26 protein-coding genes are annotated in these 22,834 nt (G+C 44.4%); 9 read left to right on the top strand and 17 right to left on the bottom strand.

Annotation, left to right across the window (positions count from 1 at the left end; genetic code table 11):
* Positions 1 to 191 precede the first annotated feature (191 nt).
* The 4 genes from C6Y39_RS13140 to rpoE all read right to left on the bottom strand — a co-directional run bounded on the left by C6Y39_RS13140 (position 192) and on the right by rpoE (position 3,226).
* The gene (locus tag C6Y39_RS13140; protein WP_105931703.1) at positions 192 to 638 is read right to left on the bottom strand and encodes a SoxR reducing system RseC family protein; all 447 of its coding nucleotides are present in this window, start codon (positions 636 to 638) and stop codon (positions 192 to 194) included.
* 11 nt (positions 639 to 649) lie between these two features.
* On the bottom strand, positions 650 to 1,783 hold the full coding sequence (locus C6Y39_RS13135) for a MucB/RseB C-terminal domain-containing protein (RefSeq protein WP_105931702.1): 1,134 nt from the start codon (positions 1,781 to 1,783) through the stop codon (positions 650 to 652).
* 183 nt (positions 1,784 to 1,966) lie between these two features.
* Positions 1,967 to 2,548 (bottom strand): sigma-E factor negative regulatory protein, encoded by a 582-nt coding sequence (locus C6Y39_RS13130; RefSeq protein WP_105931701.1) that lies wholly within the window; start codon positions 2,546 to 2,548, stop codon positions 1,967 to 1,969.
* A 99-nt stretch (positions 2,549 to 2,647) separates the two neighbouring features.
* Complete coding sequence (rpoE, locus tag C6Y39_RS13125; protein WP_105931700.1) at positions 2,648 to 3,226, bottom strand: RNA polymerase sigma factor RpoE; 579 nt, start codon at positions 3,224 to 3,226, stop codon at positions 2,648 to 2,650.
* 196 nt (positions 3,227 to 3,422) lie between these two features.
* Here rpoE and nadB point away from each other — a divergent pair, with 196 nt between their 5' ends.
* Complete coding sequence (nadB, locus tag C6Y39_RS13120) at positions 3,423 to 5,108, top strand: L-aspartate oxidase (RefSeq protein ID WP_105931699.1); 1,686 nt, start codon at positions 3,423 to 3,425, stop codon at positions 5,106 to 5,108.
* 205 nt (positions 5,109 to 5,313) lie between these two features.
* On the opposite strand, the gene C6Y39_RS13115 is transcribed toward nadB, so the two are convergent.
* The 3 genes from C6Y39_RS13115 to C6Y39_RS13105 are packed head-to-tail and all read right to left on the bottom strand — an operon-like array spanning position 5,314 to position 6,961.
* The gene (locus tag C6Y39_RS13115; protein WP_105931698.1) at positions 5,314 to 6,189 is read right to left on the bottom strand and encodes a MaoC/PaaZ C-terminal domain-containing protein; all 876 of its coding nucleotides are present in this window, start codon (positions 6,187 to 6,189) and stop codon (positions 5,314 to 5,316) included.
* 3 nt (positions 6,190 to 6,192) lie between these two features.
* The gene (locus C6Y39_RS13110) at positions 6,193 to 6,657 is read right to left on the bottom strand and encodes a hypothetical protein (protein WP_240618892.1); all 465 of its coding nucleotides are present in this window, start codon (positions 6,655 to 6,657) and stop codon (positions 6,193 to 6,195) included.
* Between the two features lie 52 nt (positions 6,658 to 6,709).
* Positions 6,710 to 6,961, bottom strand: a complete 252-nt coding sequence (locus C6Y39_RS13105) for an FAD assembly factor SdhE (protein WP_105931697.1) — start codon at positions 6,959 to 6,961, stop codon at positions 6,710 to 6,712.
* 188 nt (positions 6,962 to 7,149) lie between these two features.
* Here C6Y39_RS13105 and ygfZ point away from each other — a divergent pair, with 188 nt between their 5' ends.
* Together ygfZ and C6Y39_RS13095 are read left to right on the top strand one after the other, a co-directional pair.
* Positions 7,150 to 8,196, top strand: a complete 1,047-nt coding sequence (gene ygfZ, locus C6Y39_RS13100; protein WP_105931696.1) for a CAF17-like 4Fe-4S cluster assembly/insertion protein YgfZ — start codon at positions 7,150 to 7,152, stop codon at positions 8,194 to 8,196.
* 78 nt (positions 8,197 to 8,274) lie between these two features.
* Positions 8,275 to 8,760 (top strand): FKBP-type peptidyl-prolyl cis-trans isomerase, encoded by a 486-nt coding sequence (locus C6Y39_RS13095; protein ID WP_105931695.1) that lies wholly within the window; start codon positions 8,275 to 8,277, stop codon positions 8,758 to 8,760.
* Positions 8,761 to 8,848: 88 nt separating this feature from the next.
* Here C6Y39_RS13095 and C6Y39_RS13090 read toward each other — a convergent pair whose 3' ends face one another.
* Both C6Y39_RS13090 and nadE read right to left on the bottom strand, forming a co-directional pair.
* Positions 8,849 to 9,187 (bottom strand): P-II family nitrogen regulator, encoded by a 339-nt coding sequence (locus tag C6Y39_RS13090; RefSeq protein ID WP_105931694.1) that lies wholly within the window; start codon positions 9,185 to 9,187, stop codon positions 8,849 to 8,851.
* A gap of 2 nt (positions 9,188 to 9,189) precedes the next feature.
* Positions 9,190 to 10,026: an ammonia-dependent NAD(+) synthetase gene (gene nadE / locus C6Y39_RS13085; protein WP_105931693.1), complete on the bottom strand. Its 837-nt coding sequence runs from the start codon at positions 10,024 to 10,026 to the stop codon at positions 9,190 to 9,192.
* A gap of 461 nt (positions 10,027 to 10,487) precedes the next feature.
* Between nadE and C6Y39_RS13080 the strand changes: the two genes are divergently transcribed.
* Complete coding sequence (locus C6Y39_RS13080; protein WP_105931692.1) at positions 10,488 to 11,069, top strand: GspH/FimT family pseudopilin; 582 nt, start codon at positions 10,488 to 10,490, stop codon at positions 11,067 to 11,069.
* A gap of 66 nt (positions 11,070 to 11,135) precedes the next feature.
* On the opposite strand, the gene C6Y39_RS13075 is transcribed toward C6Y39_RS13080, so the two are convergent.
* Complete coding sequence (locus tag C6Y39_RS13075) at positions 11,136 to 11,528, bottom strand: type IV pilin protein (RefSeq protein WP_105931691.1); 393 nt, start codon at positions 11,526 to 11,528, stop codon at positions 11,136 to 11,138.
* A 78-nt stretch (positions 11,529 to 11,606) separates the two neighbouring features.
* Here C6Y39_RS13075 and C6Y39_RS13070 point away from each other — a divergent pair, with 78 nt between their 5' ends.
* Genes C6Y39_RS13070 through C6Y39_RS13055 form a run of 4 tightly spaced genes read left to right on the top strand, consistent with a single transcriptional unit; the run spans position 11,607 to position 14,037 of the window.
* The gene (locus tag C6Y39_RS13070) at positions 11,607 to 12,161 is read left to right on the top strand and encodes a prepilin-type N-terminal cleavage/methylation domain-containing protein (protein WP_105931690.1); all 555 of its coding nucleotides are present in this window, start codon (positions 11,607 to 11,609) and stop codon (positions 12,159 to 12,161) included.
* The gene (locus tag C6Y39_RS13065) at positions 12,155 to 12,802 is read left to right on the top strand and encodes a potassium:proton antiporter (protein WP_105931689.1); all 648 of its coding nucleotides are present in this window, start codon (positions 12,155 to 12,157) and stop codon (positions 12,800 to 12,802) included. The genes C6Y39_RS13070 and C6Y39_RS13065 overlap by 7 nt, the downstream gene beginning before the upstream one ends.
* Positions 12,792 to 13,712, top strand: coding sequence for a hypothetical protein (locus C6Y39_RS13060; RefSeq protein WP_105931688.1), 921 nt, complete (start codon positions 12,792 to 12,794; stop codon positions 13,710 to 13,712). Before C6Y39_RS13065 ends, C6Y39_RS13060 begins: the two co-directional genes overlap by 11 nt.
* Entirely contained in the window at positions 13,699 to 14,037 is a 339-nt protein-coding gene (locus C6Y39_RS13055) for a hypothetical protein (protein WP_240618891.1), read from the top strand. The genes C6Y39_RS13060 and C6Y39_RS13055 overlap by 14 nt, the downstream gene beginning before the upstream one ends.
* Before the next feature lie 86 nt (positions 14,038 to 14,123).
* Here C6Y39_RS13055 and C6Y39_RS13050 read toward each other — a convergent pair whose 3' ends face one another.
* From C6Y39_RS13050 to C6Y39_RS13030, 5 genes are read right to left on the bottom strand one after another with little or no spacing between them, the layout of a single operon-like run.
* The gene (locus tag C6Y39_RS13050; protein ID WP_105931687.1) at positions 14,124 to 14,588 is read right to left on the bottom strand and encodes a type IV pilin protein; all 465 of its coding nucleotides are present in this window, start codon (positions 14,586 to 14,588) and stop codon (positions 14,124 to 14,126) included.
* A gap of 2 nt (positions 14,589 to 14,590) precedes the next feature.
* Entirely contained in the window at positions 14,591 to 18,661 is a 4,071-nt protein-coding gene (locus tag C6Y39_RS13045) for a PilC/PilY family type IV pilus protein (protein WP_105931686.1), read from the bottom strand.
* Positions 18,662 to 18,669: 8 nt separating this feature from the next.
* Positions 18,670 to 19,233, bottom strand: a complete 564-nt coding sequence (locus tag C6Y39_RS13040) for a PilX N-terminal domain-containing pilus assembly protein (protein WP_105931685.1) — start codon at positions 19,231 to 19,233, stop codon at positions 18,670 to 18,672.
* Positions 19,230 to 20,090, bottom strand: a complete 861-nt coding sequence (locus C6Y39_RS13035) for a PilW family protein (RefSeq protein WP_105931684.1) — start codon at positions 20,088 to 20,090, stop codon at positions 19,230 to 19,232. Before C6Y39_RS13035 ends, C6Y39_RS13040 begins: the two co-directional genes overlap by 4 nt.
* On the bottom strand, positions 20,087 to 20,737 hold the full coding sequence (locus tag C6Y39_RS13030; protein ID WP_105931683.1) for a PilV family protein: 651 nt from the start codon (positions 20,735 to 20,737) through the stop codon (positions 20,087 to 20,089). Before C6Y39_RS13030 ends, C6Y39_RS13035 begins: the two co-directional genes overlap by 4 nt.
* Before the next feature lie 331 nt (positions 20,738 to 21,068).
* Between C6Y39_RS13030 and C6Y39_RS18975 the strand changes: the two genes are divergently transcribed.
* A complete protein-coding gene (locus C6Y39_RS18975; RefSeq protein WP_276309299.1) occupies positions 21,069 to 21,194 on the top strand; it encodes a hypothetical protein in 126 nt (41 codons plus the stop codon).
* A 220-nt stretch (positions 21,195 to 21,414) separates the two neighbouring features.
* Here the strand turns inward: C6Y39_RS18975 and ispH are convergent, their stop codons facing one another.
* Positions 21,415 to 22,359, bottom strand: coding sequence for a 4-hydroxy-3-methylbut-2-enyl diphosphate reductase (ispH, locus tag C6Y39_RS13025; RefSeq protein WP_105931682.1), 945 nt, complete (start codon positions 22,357 to 22,359; stop codon positions 21,415 to 21,417).
* A gap of 2 nt (positions 22,360 to 22,361) precedes the next feature.
* Positions 22,362 to 22,829 (bottom strand): FKBP-type peptidyl-prolyl cis-trans isomerase, encoded by a 468-nt coding sequence (fkpB, locus tag C6Y39_RS13020; protein WP_105931681.1) that lies wholly within the window; start codon positions 22,827 to 22,829, stop codon positions 22,362 to 22,364.
* Between the last annotated feature and the right edge of the window lie 5 nt (positions 22,830 to 22,834).

Genomic DNA, 22,834 nt, shown 5'->3' with positions numbered 1-22,834 from the left:
GTAGAAAATTAGTAGGCTACAGTTAAAGAATGCGTAAATTAACAAACACCAAAGATAGCAACTGCCTGCGTTACTTACCCCAAAAGGCATGACACTGCGCTACACAACACTCATTTTCTTAGTAACAAGCATCTTGCTAAATGCACAGATTCCAGACCGATGTACCCTGATACAAAAAAGCATATAAACGATTAAACGTCTGATGTTCCAAGCAATACGGGTTGATACTTGGTGCTTTCAACCCGTTTTAGCTTGTATGCGATAAGCTTATAAACTACGAAGGTGGTGAAGGCACTAGGAATAGTCGCCCACAATTCATGAGCGATAGCTGTACCGCTAAGCACCGACATAAAGGCTGAATATGCGCCCATAAAAGTTATCAATGGTAATAAATATAACCACGCCGACGCACTTAAGATACCGGCTTCAGGTATACCGACAATAACTTTTTGTCCCACATGTACCGTCATCGGGGTTCGTAATGTCAACTGTTCAGTTTTCGGCGCAATGGCGCGAGAGATAACTCCCGTGCCACAGTCACTTTGCGCTTGGCAAGCGTTGCAAGTAGATTTTATTGCTGCTTCAACGGTAACACTATCTCCATCGACCGCAATTACCATAGCTGTTTCTTTAATCATTAATACTGGTACTAATTTGTGACTGGTCTTAAAGAATTTGCAATAGCGTTAGCTGTTTGTAGTGGTATCTCACCCACTACAGTCACTTGCGCCTTGCCATCTGTAAGCGTTAGAAACGTACTCACTTCATTACGTAATGCCAACGTTTCACCTAATGCGTCATCGGCCGGTTGAACATAGACAGACACATCAACCAGACCATCTGAGAAAAGTTTATACTCTACCACCTGCCCCGTTAATGCCAGTCGTCTTGTATCTTGCTTAATCTCTCTCATTCCCGCTGGCAAGTAAGTCACATCCCAACTGTGCGGGCGCATGGGCGTGTTGCTTAGGGCCATCGGTGGGGGTAAAGACGCAGAGTTAATTCGTGAAAAATACTCTGCGGGCGACGGTGATATAGCAAATGCAGTAACTTGAATTTGCTCCAAAAGCCCACCCTGTAAATCGAGCATATTTAGCTTCAACAACATACCTGACGATTCGTCTAGCCATAGTTGATAGCCAAAGCGAGTGTTGTCTCGACTCACTATACGAATTTGCTGAGCCGAACGACCTGCGACCCTTGCTCTTCCCACCGCCACAAATTCATAAGCGTCTGATAGCTGTTCTGGGTGATAAAGAAGCGCACTAGGTATGGGACCGTTAATATGTTTAGACCGCAAACTGTATGGTTGCACATCAGGTTCAAACACGCTTACCACGTCATTAACGCGAATTAACTCTCTACCCGGACCATTTTGAAGATTTAACTGTTCTAGTTCTGAACCATCTTCCATAATTCCATGGCGCCACAGATAAGGAATGGTTTCCTTACCCGCAACTGTTTGAACAAACGACACCTGAAAATTGGCATTAGTGATGATGTTCTGCAACTCAGCGAGCCATTGGCTTGCCGATTGTGACACGTCTGTTCGCCTCACTGCCTCACTTTGCTCATCAGCTTGGCGTTCTTCGCGTCCGTTATCCGCTTCATTGTTTTGAAGGCTTTGCTTATTAGGCTCTTCACCAAGTATTTCCGATGGAGAAGGTTGAGTAACTGTATCAGATGACTGAGTTTCTTCGGTGGAAGAAACTGATTGGGCAAATGCTGGTTGAATAACAACGCCCGAAATGAAAAAAAGTGCAAGGATGGAACTAAAGCGCATTTTTTCCCGCCTTAAAACAAACATACCAGCAGTATATGCTGGTATGATTAAAATATAAAACCGTATTGCGGTCAGTCAAGCTCTCGCAACAGCGCGTTTTTCTAAATACTCTGACTGACTCGCTAGTCGAGAAGCAACGGCATCAAAAACATGATGCCCAATTTAGCTTACCAAATTAACTTATTAAGGTCGCTGTGGGCCGCTTGCGTTACTTTCGTTCTCGCCTTCTTGCGCTTGCTTGAGTTTTATTTGCTGTTCATGGTCAGCAATTAGCGCATTTATCTTACGCTTTTTCTCAAGAACTTCATTCATGTCGTTGCGCGGCAATGCACGAGTTTGCTCCAGGCTGACTGGTGCCAAACCGCCTTGAGGGGCGATTGTCGGCGCCGTCATGAACGGCTCTGTTGGTGCATCCTGATTGGAGTATTGAACACCAAAGATAACTGCCACGGCTACCGAAGCCGCTACCGCAAATTGGCCAGACTGCTTTGCAAATGGAACAACATTTCCAATCAAAGGTATTGATGCCCAACGGGAGCGTTTTGGTGCCAATATAGCTGGCTCATTTTCAAGTGCCGCGGCTACGCTTGCTGTAATATCAAGTTGTGGAGCAACGCTTGCCTCTTTGCGCATTGCACCGCGATATACATGGTAACGTTTCCATTTGGCTTGAAGCGCCTCATCATGCTTTATTGCATCGATGATTTCATTGCCTTCTATCTCACCATCCATGAATGCGGACAATTTTTCTTGCTGTTGCGTCATATATTCATTTCCAGATCAATTTGATCATTAACTACCCTAACACAGCTGTTAGTCATCTTGTAAAAAAGAAAGTTCATCTTTTTTTGATTTTCTTTTTCTTTAATTCTCTAACAACGGCTGAATAACTTTATCTATCGCTTCACGAGCCCTAAAAATACGCGATCTCACGGTTCCAACCGGGCACGACATTACATTTGCAATTTCTTCGTAACTCAGCCCTTCAATTTCGCGAAGTGTAATTGCCATACGTAAATCGTCAGGCAGCTTCTCCACGACTTTAAAGAGCGTTTCCTCTAATTCTTCAGAGAGTAAACTTCTCTCCGGTGTTGACTGCTCTTTAAGTGCGTCACTGCCTTCATAGAAGTCAGCCTCATCAGCATCAACATCACTGGCCGGTGGCTTACGACCTTGAGATACAAGATAGTTCTTGGCGCTATTTACCGCGATGCGATAGAGCCAAGTGTAAAATGCACTGTCGCCACGAAAGTTAGGTAAGGCACGATAGGCTTTGATAAACGCTTCTTGCGTTACATCTGCCACGTCACCGGTATTTTTCACATAGCGAGAGACGAGATGCATCACTTTGTGCTGGTAACGAGTTACCAACAAATTAAACGCATTTTTATCGCCACGCTGTACTTTTTCAACCAGTTGCTGGTCGGTTATCTGCTCGCTCATTCGAGCCATTACTCCCTACTTCAACTACACATAGCTCTAACAAGCATGGGTGTAGACGCGTTCTTTTCTTAAAAGTTCGGTAAAAGTATTAAATATTTGAAAAAATGCTTAAGACAGAGGCCAAGAATGATTGTGTTTTGCTTTTCATCCTTTAGACTTGCCGAACCTTTGCTCGTTTGGATTGATATAAAAATACATGAAATCTGTATCGTCTTCACTAACTTCCACATCAAATGCAATAGAACACCGTTGTGACGTATTGATTATTGGGAGCGGCGCGGCAGGATTAAGCCTTGCACTCAAGCTTGCTGACCATTGTCAGGTTATCGTGCTGAGTAAGAGTGACAGAAACGAAGGCTCTACACGTTATGCCCAAGGTGGCATTGCGGCAGTATTTGATGAGCAAGATTCCATTGATGCTCATGTTACTGATACCCTAGCAGCCGGTGCAGGCCTTTGCGAGGAGCCGGCAGTGCGATTTACCGCAGAGCGAGCCAAGTCTTCTCTTGAATGGCTGATTGGTTATGGCGTACCGTTTGACACAGAGAAAAACGAGTCGGGTGAAGAGCGCTTTCACTTAACCCGTGAAGGAGGTCATAGCCACAGACGAATTCTTCACGCCGCAGATGCAACCGGCGAAGCACTTCAAATCACCTTGAATGATGCGGTATCCACGCATCCAAATATTCATGTATTCGAACGCTATAATGCAATTGACCTCATCCCTTCCAGAGAAGAGAAAAATAGTGTTGTGGGCGCCTATGTTTGGAACAGGCAACAAGAGCATGTAGAGGTTATCCGCGCGCCATTTGTCGCTTTAGCAACGGGCGGTGGCAGTAAGGTTTACCAATATACGTCTAATCCAGATGTTTCTAGTGGCGATGGCATCGCAATGGCGTGGCGCGCGGGTTGTCGCGTTGCTAATATGGAGTTCAATCAGTTCCATCCTACATGTTTATATCATCCTCAAGCACGCAACTTCTTGATTACAGAGGCCTTACGGGGCGAAGGTGCTAACCTTTGTCACGCCGATGGCACGCGCTTTATGCACAAATTTGATGAGCGCGGCGACCTTGCCCCTCGTGATGTAGTAGCCCGGGCCATAGATTATGAAATGAAGCGATTGGGCGCTGACTGCATGTATTTAGATATCAGTCATAAGCCCGCTGACTTTATCGTTAAACATTTCCCTAATATCTATCGGAAGTGCCGTTCACTTGGCATAGATATTACCCGCGAACCCATCCCCGTTGTTCCAGCAGCACACTATAGTTGCGGGGGCGTTATGACAGATTTTAACGCTAAAACAGACTTAAACAATGTTTATGCAATTGGTGAAGTAGCCTACACTGGGCTTCACGGAGCAAACCGCATGGCATCTAACTCTCTGTTAGAGTGCGTGGTGTTTGCAAGCGCTGCTGCTGAAGACATTTTAAAGAAGTTGCCTAGCGCTGACTGCGAAGAATCTATCGCGCCTTGGGACGAAAGTCAGGTATCTAACTCTGACGAAGAAGTCATTATTCAACATAATTGGCACGAACTAAGGCTATTTATGTGGGATTACGTTGGCATTGTGCGCACAGACAAGCGCCTAGAACGCGCTATGCGACGGATTAAACTGTTAGAGCAAGAAATTACCGAATACTACTCTCACTTTAGAGTAAGCAATAACCTACTAGAGCTGCGCAACCTTGTTACTGTCGCAGAGCTCATTGTGCGATGCGCTATGGAGAGAAAAGAAAGTCGTGGACTACACTTCAATCTAGACCATCCTGAACAACTGGATAATCCCAAGCCTACTGTTCTGATCCCAAGAAAGCAGCTTTCAGGCAGTGATGTAGGTTCGTTAATTACCCAAGACAGCTTTAATGACGCTGACTAAAGTAGCTACACGTTTAAGACGTGGTGCTTAGACTATACACCAGTGTATTCAGACCCTAGAGAGCACAACATAGTGCTCTCTTTTTATTTGCGCCCGATAAACCCATTTATCGTTTATTTTCATGGTAAGAGGCGGTCGTCGGTATCTCTGAACGAGACGCACACGTCTTCAACACGCTTTACCAAGTACTTTACCCGACGAACAGCTAAGACTTGGCAGAGAAACTTACACTTGCCGATAAATGTGTGTTGCTATCATCGCGGTCTGTAACATCAAGCAACGCATGAGTTTGGGTTTTACAATGCTGATGAATATGAATTTCGTTTGGCAAGAAAACAGGTTTTTTAAAGCGGCAGGTCACCTCTTCCACGTATAGAGATTCTGCGTTTTCTTGATGACTAACGAACGACGATATTGCACGAGACAATGTCCACATACCATGTGCTATAGACTGTTTAAACCCAAACACTTTTGCTGAAATACGGGATAAATGAATGGGATTATAATCACCTGATAATTTAGCGTACCGACGGCCTGTATTCGCATTTACACTAAGCGCTTCGATAAGCTCTCTATCTTGCATGTCACAGTCTTCATGTACTTCTTTTCTAGCGACAAAGGGCGCAACATGGACTGCTTTGATTTTGACTAAATAACTGCTTACGGACCTATACACAAGTTGCCCAGATTGGAGCGCCTCAAGCATAACGTCGACTTCCCATCCGCGATTATGCGGCCTTACATCATGAAAGCGTACGCGACATTCAACAGGCTCGCTTAAATCGACGTGCTCGAGAATTGACACTTTATTGGCCGCATGAATAAGGCCTAGCAAAGGAAATGGACTTTTTTTGTCTAATAAGCACTGCATTTGCAACGGCAGCGACAACATCTGCAAGTAGAGGGGGTGAGGATGTTCGCTCGCCGGCCAGTCTACCTCTTGGCAAAACGCACAGTAATGCGCATTATCTATCTTAAGAGTATTGGTGTAGATACGCTGTGGCAGCGTTGGCGGCTTAAATTGCATTAACTGTCGTGCATCCACGCGTTTAAACAACGCTTTTGTATACTCACGAAACATCTATTAATTCCTTGAATTCGTTGCTTTTCTAGCAAAAATAATAGCTCTTGCTAAGCGCCTGTAATCTGCTTCGCAGCATTCTCCTTTCAATATCCAACCTAAGTGACTGTAGTCTTTTTCAAACCACTTACGCTTACGACGAAGTACCATAATACAGAGCCCCCAAGAAAAAAGCTGTGAAGTATGATGAATTTTCATCGAAATACCGTCAGCCCTCGCATTATCGATGGCTTGGTGGGCGGCACCTGGTAATGTCGTCCTCTCGTCATCGATAACCCGAATAACGCCTTCGTCCGTGAGCGAGATAGCGTATTGAACAGGATTATTGTTATTACTAAGCGCATACCAAAGACGCCATGACAACCAAATAAGCGTCGCTACAGCGGTAACTGCAAAAGTAGCAGTAAGGTTGACCCAGGTTGAAATATTATAAGGGAGACTGAATAGCGCTGCGTGAAAAATAAGCACTACACATGCCTCCCCCAATAAAGGTCTATATTTGTTAGAGGTTATGTTTATTCTATACTTTGACACGATTTACGATGGTCGCAACCATAGCGGCTAACTCGGGATCTTCACACTTTTGATGACCCATTATCCATGCAAATAGGTCTGGGTCATCGCTTGTAAGTAGCCGCTCAAATGTTTCTTGCTCTTCGTAGCTAAGAGATTCAAACGCCTCTTCAACGAAAGGTAGTAGCAGCACATCTAATTCCAGCATACCCCGACGGCAAGCCCATTTTAATCTCGCTAATCTTTTTGGTTCAAACATTTGTCATCCTTACCACTTATTATTTACTGACAATAATACCATGGCGCGAGTGTGGGGATCACTGCTCTTTTGGTCTGATGCGAAAACTAAATAGAACTTAATCTATACTGAATTGGTTACCTTGCCCTTGAATAATGGTGGTTATGCCATACTTTGGAAACATACTCGAAATTTTATAAGTGGTGACTATGACCTCTATCGCATCGTTAAACGACCTACCTAACGAATTTATAGTTGAGCTTTCCGGCTCAATGATTATTTCTCTGGAAGGTGAGCAAGCCGACAGCTACCTGCACGGTCAAATCACCGTGAATATTAACAAGCTGGACAAAGTGACAGCGAGGCATTTTGCCCATTGTGACAACAAGGGTAAAACGTGGGCGACAGGCTATGTGACTCGACATGCAAGCAAGCTGTTATTACTTACCAATGCCGATGCGGGTAACCAATCTCTGGCGCAACTTAATAAATATGGCGTCTTTTCCAAAGTAGATATAGTAGACGACACGCCTTGCTATAACGGCTATTTTATTTCGTCTGACGCAGCTAAAAACAACAATACGCAAACATTGCTTCGTGAGCTTTTTGGAACTGATGAACTAGAAAAACTATTTGGTTCAAGTCAGAACGAAGCAAGTACACTCAAAAAAGTAGAAAGTGAACAAGGCGTGATATTCACTGCAAATACAAGCCGCGAGGGCTTTGTACTGCTCCTAACTAAAGACGCGAGTGACCGGTTTGAAGAAAACATAAGTGCCCACTCACTTCCTTGTTTTTCGCACACTGTATTCGACGCAATTCAAATTGAAAGCGTGCATCCCATGCTCGATAGTGAAGCAATAGGCGAATATGTTCCGCAAATGATCAACGTACAGGCTCTCAACGGTATCGACTTTGATAAAGGCTGCTATATGGGTCAAGAGGTCGTTGCTAGAACCCGCTTTTTAGGCAAAAACAAGCGAGCCGCGTACAGTTTTAAGCTTGAAGGACATGTCTCTGTGAAACCCGGAGACAGCCTAGAAAAGCAACTGGGGGATAATTGGCGCGTTGCCGGTAAAGTTATTAAAGTGGCGGCATTAGAGAGCGAAATATGGTTTATCGCCGTACTTAATAACGACACTACTTCTAAAGATTTACACAGACTGGCTGATAATAACGCTATTACCTGTTACCCTAATAGCTTGCCGTACAGTATTGAGCAACAAGCTAGCAATATTGTGAAAAAACGTCGCTAAGCAGCAGTTTTGCCGCTTTTTATTTACTGCCTTATATCCTGAAACAAGTTTAACAATAAGGCCAAGATAGGATTTGTTATGACAATTACTTCTGACAGCGTTGTAACGCTACACTACACCGTATCAACCGAAGACGGCACAACGCTAGACTCTTCAGAAGGGAAATCACCACTGGTAGTGCTTTTAGGTCGCCGCTTTTTGATCGAAGGTCTTGAAGATGCACTTATTGGCAAAGCAAAAGACGATAGCTTTAATGTATCTGTAGAGCCCGAGAAAGCCTATGGAGAGCGAGCTGATGAATTAGTGCAAACTGTTCCTCGCTCAATGTTTGAAGGGATGGATGTTGAAGTAGGTATGTCTTTCCGCGCTACTACCCCCCAGGGGGAGCAATCGGTCATTATTATCGAAACTACTGATGACGAAGTCGTTGTAGACGGAAACCACCCGCTAGCGGGTATTCCACTTACGTTTGATGTATCGGTTATTGATGTTCGTGAAGCAACGCAAGAAGAACTTGAACATGGCCATGTTCATGGTGAAGGCGGTTGCGGGCACGACCACTAAAATGTTTGAACATTCGCTTTTATACCAATCCGCATAAAGAAAAGGGAGCCAATTGGCTCCCTTTTTCATGCACAGTAAGCACTGACTTTTAAATCGCGTCTTCGTTTTGTTCACCAGTACGAATACGCACAGCCTGCTCTACGCTGTAAACAAATATCTTTCCGTCGCCAATTTTGCCAGTTTTTGCTGAAGACTGAATCGCTTCCACGGCTTGCTCAACCCTGTCATCGTCTAGCACTAGCTCAATTTTAATTTTCGGTAGGAAGTCAACTTGGTATTCTGCACCGCGATAAAGCTCGGTATGACCTTTCTGGCGGCCAAAACCTTTAACTTCAGACACGGTCATCCCTGCGATACCGACTTCAGCTAGCGCTTCCCTAACATCGTCCATTTTGAACGGTTTAATGATAGCTTCAATTTTTTTCATGACTACAACTCATCGTAAATTGTTGGAATTGGCACACGTTTATGTTGTGTGCGCTCATAAATATAGAGCAATTTCTCTTCCACTTCTGCAGAAACGGGCTTACCTTCCAAAAAGTCATCGATTTGGTCGTAAGACATTCCTAGCGCCTGTTCATCCGCCTTTTGCGGAGAAAGACTCTCCAAATCAGCGGTGGGAGCTTTGGTAATCACATTGTGCGGCGCACCTAAATGGGCTGCCACTGCACGCACTTGGCGCTTACTTAAGCCAAAAAGTGGTGCCAGGTCACAAGCACCATCTCCGTATTTAGTATAAAACCCTGTAATATTTTCAGCCGAGTGATCGGTACCTAATACTAAGCCGTCAACCATACCCGCAATTTCATATTGAATAACCATGCGAGTGCGCGCTTTAACATTTCCTTTGACAAAGTCTTGCTTTGCTTCGCTAGAAGGAAGAAGGTCTGCATTGGATAGCGCCTCAGCCGTTGAGGCATGAATGGCATCTGCGCCAGGCTTTACGTTTACAACAACGGAATGCGTAGGTTGGATAAAGTCGATAGATTTTTGTGCATCTTCTTCGTCCGCTTGCGTATCGTAAGGCAATCGAACTGCAATGAATTGATAGCTCTCGTGATGCTCTTCGTTCAATTCATTCACGGCTAATTGAGCGAGACGGCCCAATGTGCACGAATCAATTCCCCCACTGATACCAAGTACCAAAGAATTCAAACCGGATGTGAGCAACTGCTTCTTTATAAAAGAGACTCGACGTGCGACTTCGTATTCCACGTCAATTTCAGGCAGCACTTTCATTTCATCAATAACTGCTTGTTTTTGCATTATAATATCCACGTATTTTTAAGGCGTCCTGGAACTTGATTCTACGACAATATCACTTCGGATGTTAGTGTTATCGTCACCCGTATTAGAAAGACATTGACCCGACCCACTGCTAAAAGGTCAAATCATCGCTATTATATTATGATGAAGGCTAGGCATGTTATTTGAAGCCTCATTAACCATAAGGCGTATGGTCAACGATGCGATAACACAGTAAAACATACCATTGCCGTTGATTTTTAGTTTACCCTAAAATATAGGTCATTTACGCCTTATTACCTTTTGATTTCATTACATTGAAGATAGAAACACCCAGAAACGTTGGGCTAAGCCTTCAAACTATCTCTGTGGAAAACGCGGTAAGCCGTGACAGATAAGATGAATCAAGTATTAAACCCACAAAAAGGCAAACAAAAGGCATTACCGTTGAATAACAGAATATTGGCAGATAACGTTTTAAAATGATTAAAAATAAGCAGAAAAATTATCGTCGCGAAATCTCAAAGCAAACAGGGCTGACCCTTTTAGAGATGCTGGTGGCTGTCGCCGTCCTCGCCATAATATTAACGACGGTTGCACCAGGGATACAAAATATACTGATCAAAAATAGAATTACTGCTGATTTAAACAATTTGAGCGCTGTTGCTCAGCGTGCCCGGTTTACTGCTGTAGACGAGCAAACTAATGTGGTGTTGTGCCCCACTGCTAATTACACAGCCTGCACAAACAACTGGCGAGATGCCAAAATGGTGTTCATCGATGTTAATGGCAACAGTACCCGAGATAATAACGAAGAGCTGATCGTTGCTAGCGATCCTCTCAATGCGGCCAACACTGTATACGGTATTAGCGGCAGCTTAGTATTTAATGAACAGGGCGGTATCGACAATGCCGCTACCATTACCCTTTGCCCCAATGATGACGATACTGACTATGCGTCAGCACTTTTACTGTCGCTTTATGGCAGAATATCTGTCGCTGTAGATAGCGATGGTGATGGAACAAAAGAAGACCTTGCTGGTAATGATTTAACGTGCAGCTAATGAGCACTTTTTAAAACTCTAACATTCAATAGGTAATTATCTATACGGATTGGTATAACGCTTTTCTTACCAGCATTCTTTGGGTGAAAGCATTACTTCACTGATTTTTATTGTTCGGCAGCTGTCGTCCGTACTTAATGATAAACGTGTAGCGGTAATTTCATAGCCTCCCCCCTGACTACTGGATTGCGTAAAATTGACGTTTGGAATGTTAGCGCTAGGTAACGCATTTGGCGGAAGGTAATGCCCCGTTTCGAGCCACATTGTCGACTGCATCGCTTGAAGTGATAGTAAATGAGCTTTAACTTTATTTATCTCGCTTATCTGTCGTGTCGTATTTATGGCAGACGTTGCAGCAAGACTGAGCAATCCAACAATAGCCATAGCAACTAATAGCTCAATCAAGGTAAACCCTTCTTGCCCTAGCCTTTTATCATTTGTAATGCAATTCCCTTCCATGGTACAGCTTCCCGTTAGCGAGTTATTCAGTACATTGAGCCTATCAATTTACCTCTGTCGCTATAACTGGACTTGCGCATGGCTTTTTGGACAATTCGCAATGAAAAAAATGAAAATGGACCGCCTGACAAGGTGGCGGGGCTATCATTATTAGAACTGCTCGTCTCTTTGCTGATTTTAAGCATACTTTCTTTACTTACCGTCCCGTCTTTTCAAAGGTGGCAGGAAAAAAATGCGTTCAAATATTTCGCTACGCGGGTCACAGAACTTGCAAAACAAACACGTATACACTCCCTCGCCCAGCAAAAAACCTTTTACCTAATAGCGAAAATCGAAACCGACAATTGTTTATTGATAAGTAACGAACAGGATTGCAGCTGTGCTTCTTATCAAACATGCGCGTTAAATGAGGCCTCTTATTGGGAACTCCCTACCGCATGGAATACCAAACTCAGTACAGTGGGTAGCACAGACAAAACGGTCGCTTTTAATAAGCACGGCACGCTTAACTTTGGCAGCAATACTACCTTTACTCTTTCTAGTGAGCACTTTAATGCAAAGGTAACCTTCAGTTCATTAGGGAGAATAAGGTTATGCAGTGAACAGAGTTTTGTAGGTATAGCACCATGTTGAGACTTAACATTGCCTATGTGCACAACAAGCTCCCTTATAGAGCAACGGGTTTCAGCATCACGGAACTTTTGGTGGCATGTGCATTGTCCGGTTTACTGATTTCTGTTGTTGCTTCGTATGCTGCGCAATCTCATGTAGCGCTCTCTTCACTCCAACATGCCACTAGCTTGGAAGAAGATATGCGTGCGTTGAAAAGCACAATTTCTCATCATTTGGGAAGAGCGGGATTTATTGAAGAGGCTAATATACTTTCCCCATTTATAGCTTTGTCTAGCGGCCATTCCCCTGCTTCAAATGTCGCTCTTGGTGAACGCTCAACAGAACCTTTAAACAGCTGTATCACATTTTCTTACGACAAAAATAAAGACGGCGCGATCTCACAATCACAGGGCGAGCTGTTTGGCTACCGATTAAACAACAAGGCGATAGAGTACCGAATAAATGGCAATACATGTGAACAAGGTGGATGGTTTGACTTAACTGATCCAGAAACACTCTCCGTCACTCAGTTTAGCGCAAATCGCATATATAAGAGTAGTTGGGGGGTAGCATACGAAATAAAAATATCGCTTCAAAGTATTATCGACACAGAGGTACAAAGCCATGAAAGCTTTATCGTAGAGGTGCCTAATGACAGTTGAGAAAAGAAAACAGTTTTTTAACGCTAGACGTGGTTGCCAGAGCTTCACTGGTAATAAAAAACACCAAGAAGGGATGGTAGTGCTTGCCGTTGTGGCCATTCTTCTTGGCATTGTGACGTTTGCGACGATAATTACATCCCAAAGCGTCCAGCAGTTTTACACCTTAGAAAAAGTGAGACGCAACGCCGAAAGCAACCAAGTTGAGTTGAAACTGCACGTAAAAAACGTTGCCAGAGCACTACGCTCACAAAACGTTTTAACTGCTTTGACTACAACCGATGTGGCTCATTTATCTACAACTGTTTTGGTAAGCGAATTAGAGGGAATAGATAGCCAACTGCTAACCCAATTTGAAGTGAATGTATCCCACGATAGTACAAACGCGACATATACGGCTAAATTTCTTCGCTATCCTTCTCTTTTGAGACTGCCTACTTCCGCTCAGCAATTCTCGTGGGATAGCCAATTGACCAACTGGTTATTTAACCGTGATGCATCAGCACTTAGTGCTAACTTCTTTGCAGAAGGTGAGAGTCTGACCCAATGCCATAATATGTTATCTGGGAATGTGTTTTGGATAACCGGAGATTGTGTACTGGACACTAGCGATCTACCACATAACTCTAGTTCTAACCCTGTATTGCTAATTGTTGCCGATGGCGATTTAACACTTCAAGCAAACACTCACCTTTACGGTCTGATTGTTATGCTTTCCTCTTCACACAATTCTTATACGCTTCGTGTTGCGAGTTCTGCCTCTATCAGTGGTACCTATGTATCAAACGCGCCTGTAACCGAGCAAATAAACGGTACGGCGACGCTTTCCACTCCACTGCTCAAGACCCTTCAAGAGAACACAGTGCTTGCCAAAATAATTCCTATACCAGGGACATCCTATGATCACGATTAAGATTGAATATTTTAGAAGTATTTTCAAAAGTATGCGTTTACCCCGCGCTTTTCTTGAAAACCGGTGTATAAATTCAAGAGTTGAAGGGGGAGGAATTCTTGTAGAAGTGCTAATTACTTTAATGCTTTTTACAAGCACAAGCGCTTACTTGCTAAACAGCAAAATTGGGGCGCTAGTGCTTTGGGAAACCATTCTTGATACTCAAATCAATCAAACAACGGTGATTAACCTAAGGCGCACGGATTATATCAACGATAACGTAGATCAGCAGTGGAGTGATATCGCTGTATTTGGTACGCCGTCATTACTTTCAACGCCCCCCTAATTAAGAGCGTTAATAAGGCCATGAGAGAGGTCTATTTAAACATTCAAAAGGCAGCAAAGAAGCCGCTATGCAATGCCCTCAACCGCTTAGCACGACCAGCAGTATTCACTAGATTCAAGATTGCCATTATTATTCTTATCCCAACCTTTTCTACCATCGCTGAAATAATAGAGTGCTCCGTCAGCAGCCTGCCCTGTCCCCGTCACGGGCGTTGCTTTAAGTTCGAAAGCTGTCGCAGATGCAGCAACGATACTCAGCGTATAGCGCTTATTTGCCGCTGGCTCAGATGAAGGAGAGTATGCTGAAAAGACTGCCGGTGCCCCCGTATTTGAGCCACCATTAGCGGCGCCCTCATAGCTAAAAGAGCCACTATGGTGGCGCTCCATAGCAGAAGCCAGCCCTAGTAAATCTGCTTGCCCTGTGCCGCGGTATCCATCTGAAATAACGCCTTGATAAGAGGGATAGGCAATCGCTGCGATGATGCCGACAATAGCGACGACAATCATTAGCTCAATCAGTGAAAAACCCTGCTGGGATACTCTCATACTCATAACTACTCTCTTTCTGTTTCCGAATGCCAACTACCGCGCTGAACGCGTTCGAAACGTCCATAAATATTCTCTGCCAAGCACTCGAAAGCATTGGTACAGGCCTGCTCATTCCCATCTTCATCCACTTCTATTACCGCGGAAACGCACTCTGTACCCAAACAGACTACGGGGCTAACAATATCTTCAATTAGAATTTTCGTTTCAGGAGCTATACCGGTTTGTTTTAAATCGGCGGCACGGTCTAGTTCATTGACTTCACCATCATTGTTTACATCCGTTACTGCATTGGCATTAAACATGTTCACGAGATAAGCACGGCTGTTCCCAGTGGGGGGCGCACATGAACTCGTACTACTGACCGCAGGTATGTAAGTGGTAAAGAACACCTTGTAATCAATGATAAGCGGAGAAGATAAAACTTTTTCACCATTGATATTTAGGTTTAGATACCACCCGTCTTTGTTTGCAAACTCTTGCGAAGCAAGCTCACGCTCGCTTTCATCACTACTGTTAAGTGTGTGGCTTGTGGCGTTATACATATCGCTTTCGTAGACCGTTTCCATGTAGGTGTAATTGCCGTTCGTGTCGCGTTTAAATACGCCGCTATCTTTGAGCATATAAAAATTATCTTCCACCACAGTGTCTAGGGGAGATGCTCGCCACCCACTTCCCAGTGCTACGCCATAGTACAATTCGTTACCTAAAGCGATTTCCGTAACATCGGGACCGTAGTAAAAGCGGCGATTAGTTTCGGCTGTGTCACCGCCAAAATCAGCAAGACGCGCACCTTTTATAAAGTCAGCACCCGATTTGCCGTTGTAAATATCTAATCTAAACAGTTGACCACCTGTATCTGCAATATACATATGATCAGCAAATCCATCGTTATCCCTATCAATCACAGAGATGCGCCCCGGTATACTGTAGGTCATGTTTGAGAGGTTAAGGTCGGCATTTTCATTACTTGCATGCCAAAGCAGGCTTCCTGTGTCGGCATCAAAAATAAATACCGCATTACCAACCACATCATTAGCTCTTATAGCACGATCATCCTGAGCGTCATCGTAACCACCACCAACAATCATTACATTTTTTACTTGTCCGCCCATGTTAATTTTAGTGATTGTTGGTCTTGACCATGTTTGTCCCAACTTCGCCAAAGCCCCCTGACCGCCCTCTAGCTTAAATTTAAGTTTTGGAGAGTCTTTCTGGGTAACATCGAAAACATAATAATTACGACCGCCTCTTCGCATGCCCACGTAAAGATACTTCTTATTGTCGAAGGTCCTTAAAATCATATCGCCATCGAGTCCATACTGGTGACTCAGCGACGGTGTGTCTTTGTAAAAGTGATGTAGGTTCTGAAGTAGCTCTTTGGGCATGATAGCGAAATTTTCTTCTCCCGTTTCTGTATCGAAAGAATGCAACATGCCCTGATTTGTCGCGACGAAAATGGCGGAATCGTTAGTCCCGTAATTAACGATAATAGGTTGAGAATGGATGGGATCGCCCATCTGCGGACGATAGTCGCTGGTGCTGCCATCGCCGTTACTGTCTTTTACATCAAGACCTCTTGCCCACTTTAAAATTGCATCTCGTAATGGATCAGCATCTGTTTCGCTTTGAATGGCAAGGTCAGCCTTTGTGATGTTGGAATTATCCTCGTGAAGGCGATTGGCTTCGCTTGCAATTGTTCCAACGCCATCGAAGACATAAATATTGCGATTTGCACCTAAGCGGCTAGCCGCCCCCCCCTCGCTAACTTCGCTTCCATCAGCAAGAGTAGACCAGTAACTATGGGCATTTTCTGCAAAAAAGCCCGTTACACTGTCCACTGCACTCAGGCTATTTTTGTCTAAAATCTTATCGCCACTCAAACGATAGCGCTTTAAGTTTCCTGGCCAAATAGCACCTTCACTAGGCTTAAATAGAGCAAAATAAAGCTCATCTCTATGAGTAAGACGATTGAGCTGATTCACCGCAACACCCGGTGAAACAAAAGTGGCATTCACGTCCTTAACAGAACGCAGGATCGTATTGAAAGCTTCAAGTAAATCAGTGCTGTTATCAGCTTGATAGAAGCCGCCACCGCTTTGCAAAGCGAGTTGATTCAAGAAATTATTTGCTGTGTTATTCGCGGCAAAACCTATGGTATGCGTAATGACCCTTGGCCCAATCACGGACGTGGAGGTATCGCTTATATTTTTGACTAAATCCAGACCACATTTCTCGCCACCACTGCCCGTGCAGCTTTTGCCTAACAAGGTTTGTATTTTAGAAACACTATGGTTGTTATTCGCCTCACCATCGGACAGCAATACGATGTGATTATTGGTCTGACACTGCAAATCTGATACCGGTGAAATATAGGTGGCAGGCGTGGGTATCTGCTCATTAATGCAATCGCTGTCAGATAGATTATCTTCCGAGCACCCTGAAGGAAGAATTGAATCAGCGCCAAGATATGAGCTTCTATGGCTTACTCGCGTGCTACGTCTAACTGAATTATTAACATCACTTTCGCCACGTTTACGGCCATAATCGACGTTTAAACCACCATAATAATTTGTCGCTTCCAAAAGCGTATCAACGATGGGAGTAAAACCGTTAGCACTCAGTTCGTCTATTTTGCTCATGAGATGTTCGCGCACTGAAGCCGATGAGCCAGGCGTGGCGGAGCCATTGAACTTCACAACAAGCTTCGGTGCTCGAGAGGGCCAGTGGTTATAGGTGTGCGCCCCCCGATATGAAACAAAGTTATCAAGTATAAAGGCCATATCATTACCAGATTGCCAACCTGAGCGGTCTACAATTTGTTTTACGATGCTGCTGATATCCGGCGTTCTATAGTCATTATTACTGTAAAAGTCAGGCATGGACCAGGTGATGCCTGACGTTTTTGGAAGATCTCGTAACCGGTAACGACGCTCAGGGTGAAAATCCGAGGCATCATTATTGGCAACGCCACGAATTCGCATACTTGGATTTCCACTTGTTCTTGTATTGTAAGCGGTAAATTCTAGGTAGGCCTCCGTTATTTCAGCACCTTGGGGAATATTTACATTCCTAAAACGAACACCTATATAGTCGTTATATGAAGAATTGAAAGTAAGCTCATTTCCAGTATTGGGATATCCATTAACATCTTCTTCTGAATTGTCTCTTGAACTGGCAACTTGGTAAATCGCCTCCCCTTGTATACAGCCTGTGGCCGTTGAATCGTCGTAGGAAACAACTAGCTGAGGAGCGCCACTTTGCCCCACATCACTTGCTCTGGCTTCTCGCGCGCTTGCTGTATCTGAACTCGTGCCTTCAATTAAAATGTTTAAGTCTTTACCACCACACCAAGCTGATAGATCTACTACCTCTTGAATAACGGCACTGATATCGGGGGTGGTTATTACTTCACCCGATGTTGGAAAGCTATTGTCAGTAAGCCACTCAACACGTGCAGCGGTTTTTACTCGGCTACTCAGGTTATTGCTTGACGATGAAAACGCCGTGCTTTCAGCTGAAGCTTCCGCTGAAAACACTAACGAGGTACCCGCAACGTTAAACTTCTCGGAAGTGAAGCGAATACTGGCGCTTAATATCGTTGCACCTTGGGGAATATTCAACTCAGTAAAACGCAGTCCTGATGTCACGGTTTTAGTACCACTACTTAAAATTAAGTCGTTGCTGTCTGTGGTTACGCTGCCGTCGATTTCATGGGCGTCGTGATTGTCGTTGTTAGTGGAAATTATAATTTCAGGTCGTACTGATTCATCTATATTGCGTATAGGATATAAAATGGGGCCGCCGTAGTCAGAAAACCGCATCAGGCCAGCGTTAATATTGGTGGCAGATCCTAGGGCCTCTTTGAGTGCGTTTTGGACCCGAAGCATTCTAGTTTGACTGGTATTGTCATACTCCCCCATACTCCCTGAAGAGTCCATGATGAACAAAACGTTCGGATTGTAGGTAACTGCGCTGCTTGAATTACCCAAATAGATATCAAGGTCGTCACCAAAAGCGGAAAAGCCTATACAGCTAAAAAGCGTTATCGAAGCAAGATATGTAGTCAATTTTTTCATGCTGATACCTATTGTGAAGCCGGGCCAAATACTGAAGCAGCCAAACTGTTAGCGACAACCGAGGATTTACCTGCAACTTTGCCGCAGCCTCTTATAATAAACACGTGGCAGTTCACATTACTTCCACCAATTACATTACTTGAACCTCGACAAGCCTGCTCGCGAATAAATGCAGTACGAGACCAACTCTTAGACGATGCTGCACTTTGATAAGTGCCGTCGGTAATATGCCTATCACCCACAGAGAGCCCGCCTTCTGTCATGTGACGGTCAGTCCACTGCCCTTCATCAAAGCAGCTCATCGTATCAGCGACGGGGTCAAATACATTACCCTGTCTAGCTTCTGATAATGGATCGGTTTTAGCTGGATCTGTAAGTAACGTCTCATCTTCGGATTCGAAAAACACGCCTGCGATAGCTGCCTCAGCCGCATCAAAGGCCAAGCCGCTTTGCTGCATAGACACCGCCATCTTAGATTGTGACAAGCTACTAGTAACCGCGCTTACACCTAAAACAGTAATCGAAAGCAATACTAGCAATGCAAATACCATCACTAAGCCTTGTTGTTTCATTGCGAACTCCTAACAAAATTCTTCATATTTCGAAGTGCTAGCGTCTTTGAGAACACCTGATAATAATGTGCGGTATCCATGGTTTTCGACGCTTCGTTCAACAGCGCGTACTTTTGAGCCTGAGTTTGCCTTACTTCATTTTGATAGCTTTTAAGCATAATTGCCCACCGCAGCGATACCACTTGCTGATTCAACGCTCTTAAACCCGCAACTTCATCGGCGGTCACGTATGAAATGGCTTGTCCTCGTGAATTGGTTATTGTGTCCGAAACACCAAATTGCACTTGAAAGCTCTCTACATTATCGAGCAAGGTCACGGAAAGTGGAGAAACGGTCTGTGCTTTTAGGCCACGGAGCACTCGTCCATCGTAGCCAGTGCATTTAAGCGTACTTCCTGTCACAAAATAGTGATTTACCACGTGGAATTCACTACCCACGGCATAGCCATGTGAATTACCCGTACAATCTTCCTTGGCCAATAAGCTTACAACGAGCTTGTCGCTGCCCCCGCTTGCGGTCTGGACGCTGCCTAAGGTTGCATTAGTTGCGAAGTCCCCAACCACGGCAATGGGGTGATTTTCTAAATAAGCCGCTTCTGCGACGACGTCGACTGAAGCGTCGATGTTCGCGGTTACTTGATCGTAGCGGCCAATTTCGTAAAATTCAGCAGATAATCTACCCATTATGAAACGCCCCGATTCCTGCACTTGCGACACAGCTTGATTGAGTTTATTAGTAACACTGCTACTAACTAGCACCTGAATAACTGCACCTGAGATCACTAACCCCAAGGTTAATGTAATCATCAGTTCAACTAGTGAAAAACCCCGCTGAGACCCCAACTGATTCGAGTTCATAACGTGATATCCTTAAACACACACGCATTGCTGTCGCCGGTAGTTGGGTTGCATCTAGAATTAAGGGTATAAGTTTGATTACCCGATGATGAAACAGGCCAAGTAAGTAGCACCTGAACACGCGAGCCTGCGCTACAGCTGTAGATATCAGCGGTATTGTTGTCAGCGCAAGAAACTGAGACTTTCGTTTGAGGATTAGTTTGTACAGCTGAACAAGAAAGCGCCCACCCGTCATAAGCAGCCATTTGCGCTTCGTTACAGGATTGCCCTTCACAATTCGGCACACCAGCCGGTCTCGTCAAGCAACAGCCGTAGTAAGGGTTAGAAGAGCCTGCACAACTGAGCGTCGAAAAATTATAGTTATTGCTGGAAAAGTAGGCATTATTCGCAACCATACCATCGCCTACAGTGGCCGGCCGGGCCGCAGCGCGCAGGCGCTCTGCTACTTGTGCAGCAACCATTTCTGCTTGGGTTCTGCTAATTGCATCTTTGTTCGCAAAAGAACCGGTGAACTGTAATGCAGCAACACCAAGTAATCCCACCGCAAGGATAAAAAGCGTGATAAGGATTTCAATAAGACCGGCACCGCTTTGACGGTGGAGTCTACGTCCTTTCACTTTTTCAACTATCACCTTTTCAGCTTTCATTACCTTCGACATATACCTTGCATTACAAATGGCTTTATTACCAATGTAGTATAGTAAGGTAAAAGCGTATAACGCTGGGTATCCTTGGTTATTAAAACGTATAATTTTAAGAATCCTTTCATATTAGACCAGACAGACGACAAACAGTGGCACCAAACTGCAGTTTAAGTCGTACCATCTCTGATGTGTACAACGTGCCTCGCAATATCGCTATGCAGAAATCGAAGTCTACTTTTTAATACGCATGGGCAGGATGTAGAAAATTAATAATAACTAACCTGCAACTTGCTCGCGACGATCACTTGGATATCATACCAATCCGCATAGATAAGTGCCCACTCAGAAGGCGCTGGCAAGTTTCCTAGCGAAGCGTGGGAATGCAGGAATGGTTATTCCCTTTCAAATTCCCAGAATGAAGCTAGGAAGCTTGCCAGACCTTCCCGAAGGGCGAGTTTAAAATGTCCGTACTCTTTGTTGTGTCACCTTGATGTAGAACCACTATACCTGCGGTAACACGCCGCGATTACGAACATTTTAATTCTCGCTGAGTGGGTAATTATCTATGCGGACTGGTATTATTATGTATCCGTAAGCTATTGAATTTCCAGTAGACAAAAGCATAAAAAAACACCGCAACAAGTGCGGTGTTTTTTTATGATGTTTGCCACGCCGTAAGGCTAAACGACCTGTTTAACTCTCAACTCTTTGGGCACAGCAAATTCAACATTTTCTTCTCGTCCAGAACGTTCCGAGGCAGAGGTAGCCCCCCATTCTTTTAGCCTGTTAACAACGCCTTGCACCAACACTTCTGGCGCAGACGCGCCAGCAGTTACGCCTATATGTTCTACACCCTCTAACCATTCTTTTTGTATACAGTTAGCATCGGCAATTAAATGTGCTTTAGCACCAATTTTTTCCGCTAACTCGCGAAGCCGATTTGAATTTGAACTGTTCTGCGCACCAACAACAAGGAGGATTTGGCAATCTTGAGCGAGGTCTCGCACCGCGTCTTGGCGATTCTGAGTGGCATAACAAATATCGTCTTTACGTGGTCCATTGATATGTGGGAATTTAGCGCGAAGCGCGTCAATTACATCAGCAGTATCATCAACAGATAGCGTCGTTTGGCTGCAGTAATAAAGGTTGGTCGGATCTTTAACTTCAAGTGTCGCCACATCAGCTTCAGATTCAACTAAGTAAATACCGCCGTCAACGTTGCTGTACTGGCCCATCGTTCCTTCAACTTCTGGGTGACCAGCGTGACCTATTAAAATGCACTCCGTCCCTGTTTTACTGGCGCGGGTGACTTCCATATGTACTTTAGTAACCAACGGACAGGTAGCGTCGAATACTTTGAGACCGCGACTTTCAGCTTCTTTTCTCACTGCTTGCGATACGCCATGGGCAGAAAAAATGACTATGCTGTCGTCTGGCACTTCGTGAAGTTCATCTACAAATAGCGCGCCGCGCTCACGCAGTCCATCAACCACGAATTTGTTATGCACCACTTCGTGGCGCACATAAATTGGCGGTTCAAACATTTCGAGGGCTCGTTCAACTATGGTGATAGCTCTGTCGACACCTGCGCAAAAGCCACGAGGATTAGCTAAATGTATTTGCATAACTAGTTTCCACCCTGTGCTGACACGCCAGGTTTTACATCGATAATTTCAACATCAAAAATAACCGTTTGCCCTGCTAGTGGGTGATTGAAGTCTACTGTTACAGAGTCGCCAGCAGCGCTTCGGATTATCCCCGGAATTTCTGAACCATCAGGCTGAGAAAAAGCTAAAATCATGCCTTCTTCTATCTTTAAATCAGCGCTAAAACGACTTCTATCCATATAGTGGATATTGTTCGGATTAGGCTCGCCGAATGCGTCGTTAGCCGCTAGCGTAAATGCTTTTTTATCACCTTTTTTAAGTCCAAGTAAACAGGCCTCAAAGTTCGGCGTAAGGCTACCGTCGCCCATTACCATTTTGGCAGGTTTATTGTTTACGCGAGTGCTGTCGGCGGCAGAGCCATCTTCTAGCTTTAGATCAAAGTGAAGAATTACTTCGCTGTCAGCGCCAATTAATAATGAGTCAGTCATAACCT

The sequence above is a fragment of the Alteromonas gracilis genome (assembly GCF_002993325.1).
Taxonomy (GTDB): domain Bacteria; phylum Pseudomonadota; class Gammaproteobacteria; order Enterobacterales; family Alteromonadaceae; genus Alteromonas; species Alteromonas gracilis.
Note: the sequence above shows the minus strand (reverse complement) of the source record. Positions and strands in the feature narration are given on the sequence as shown.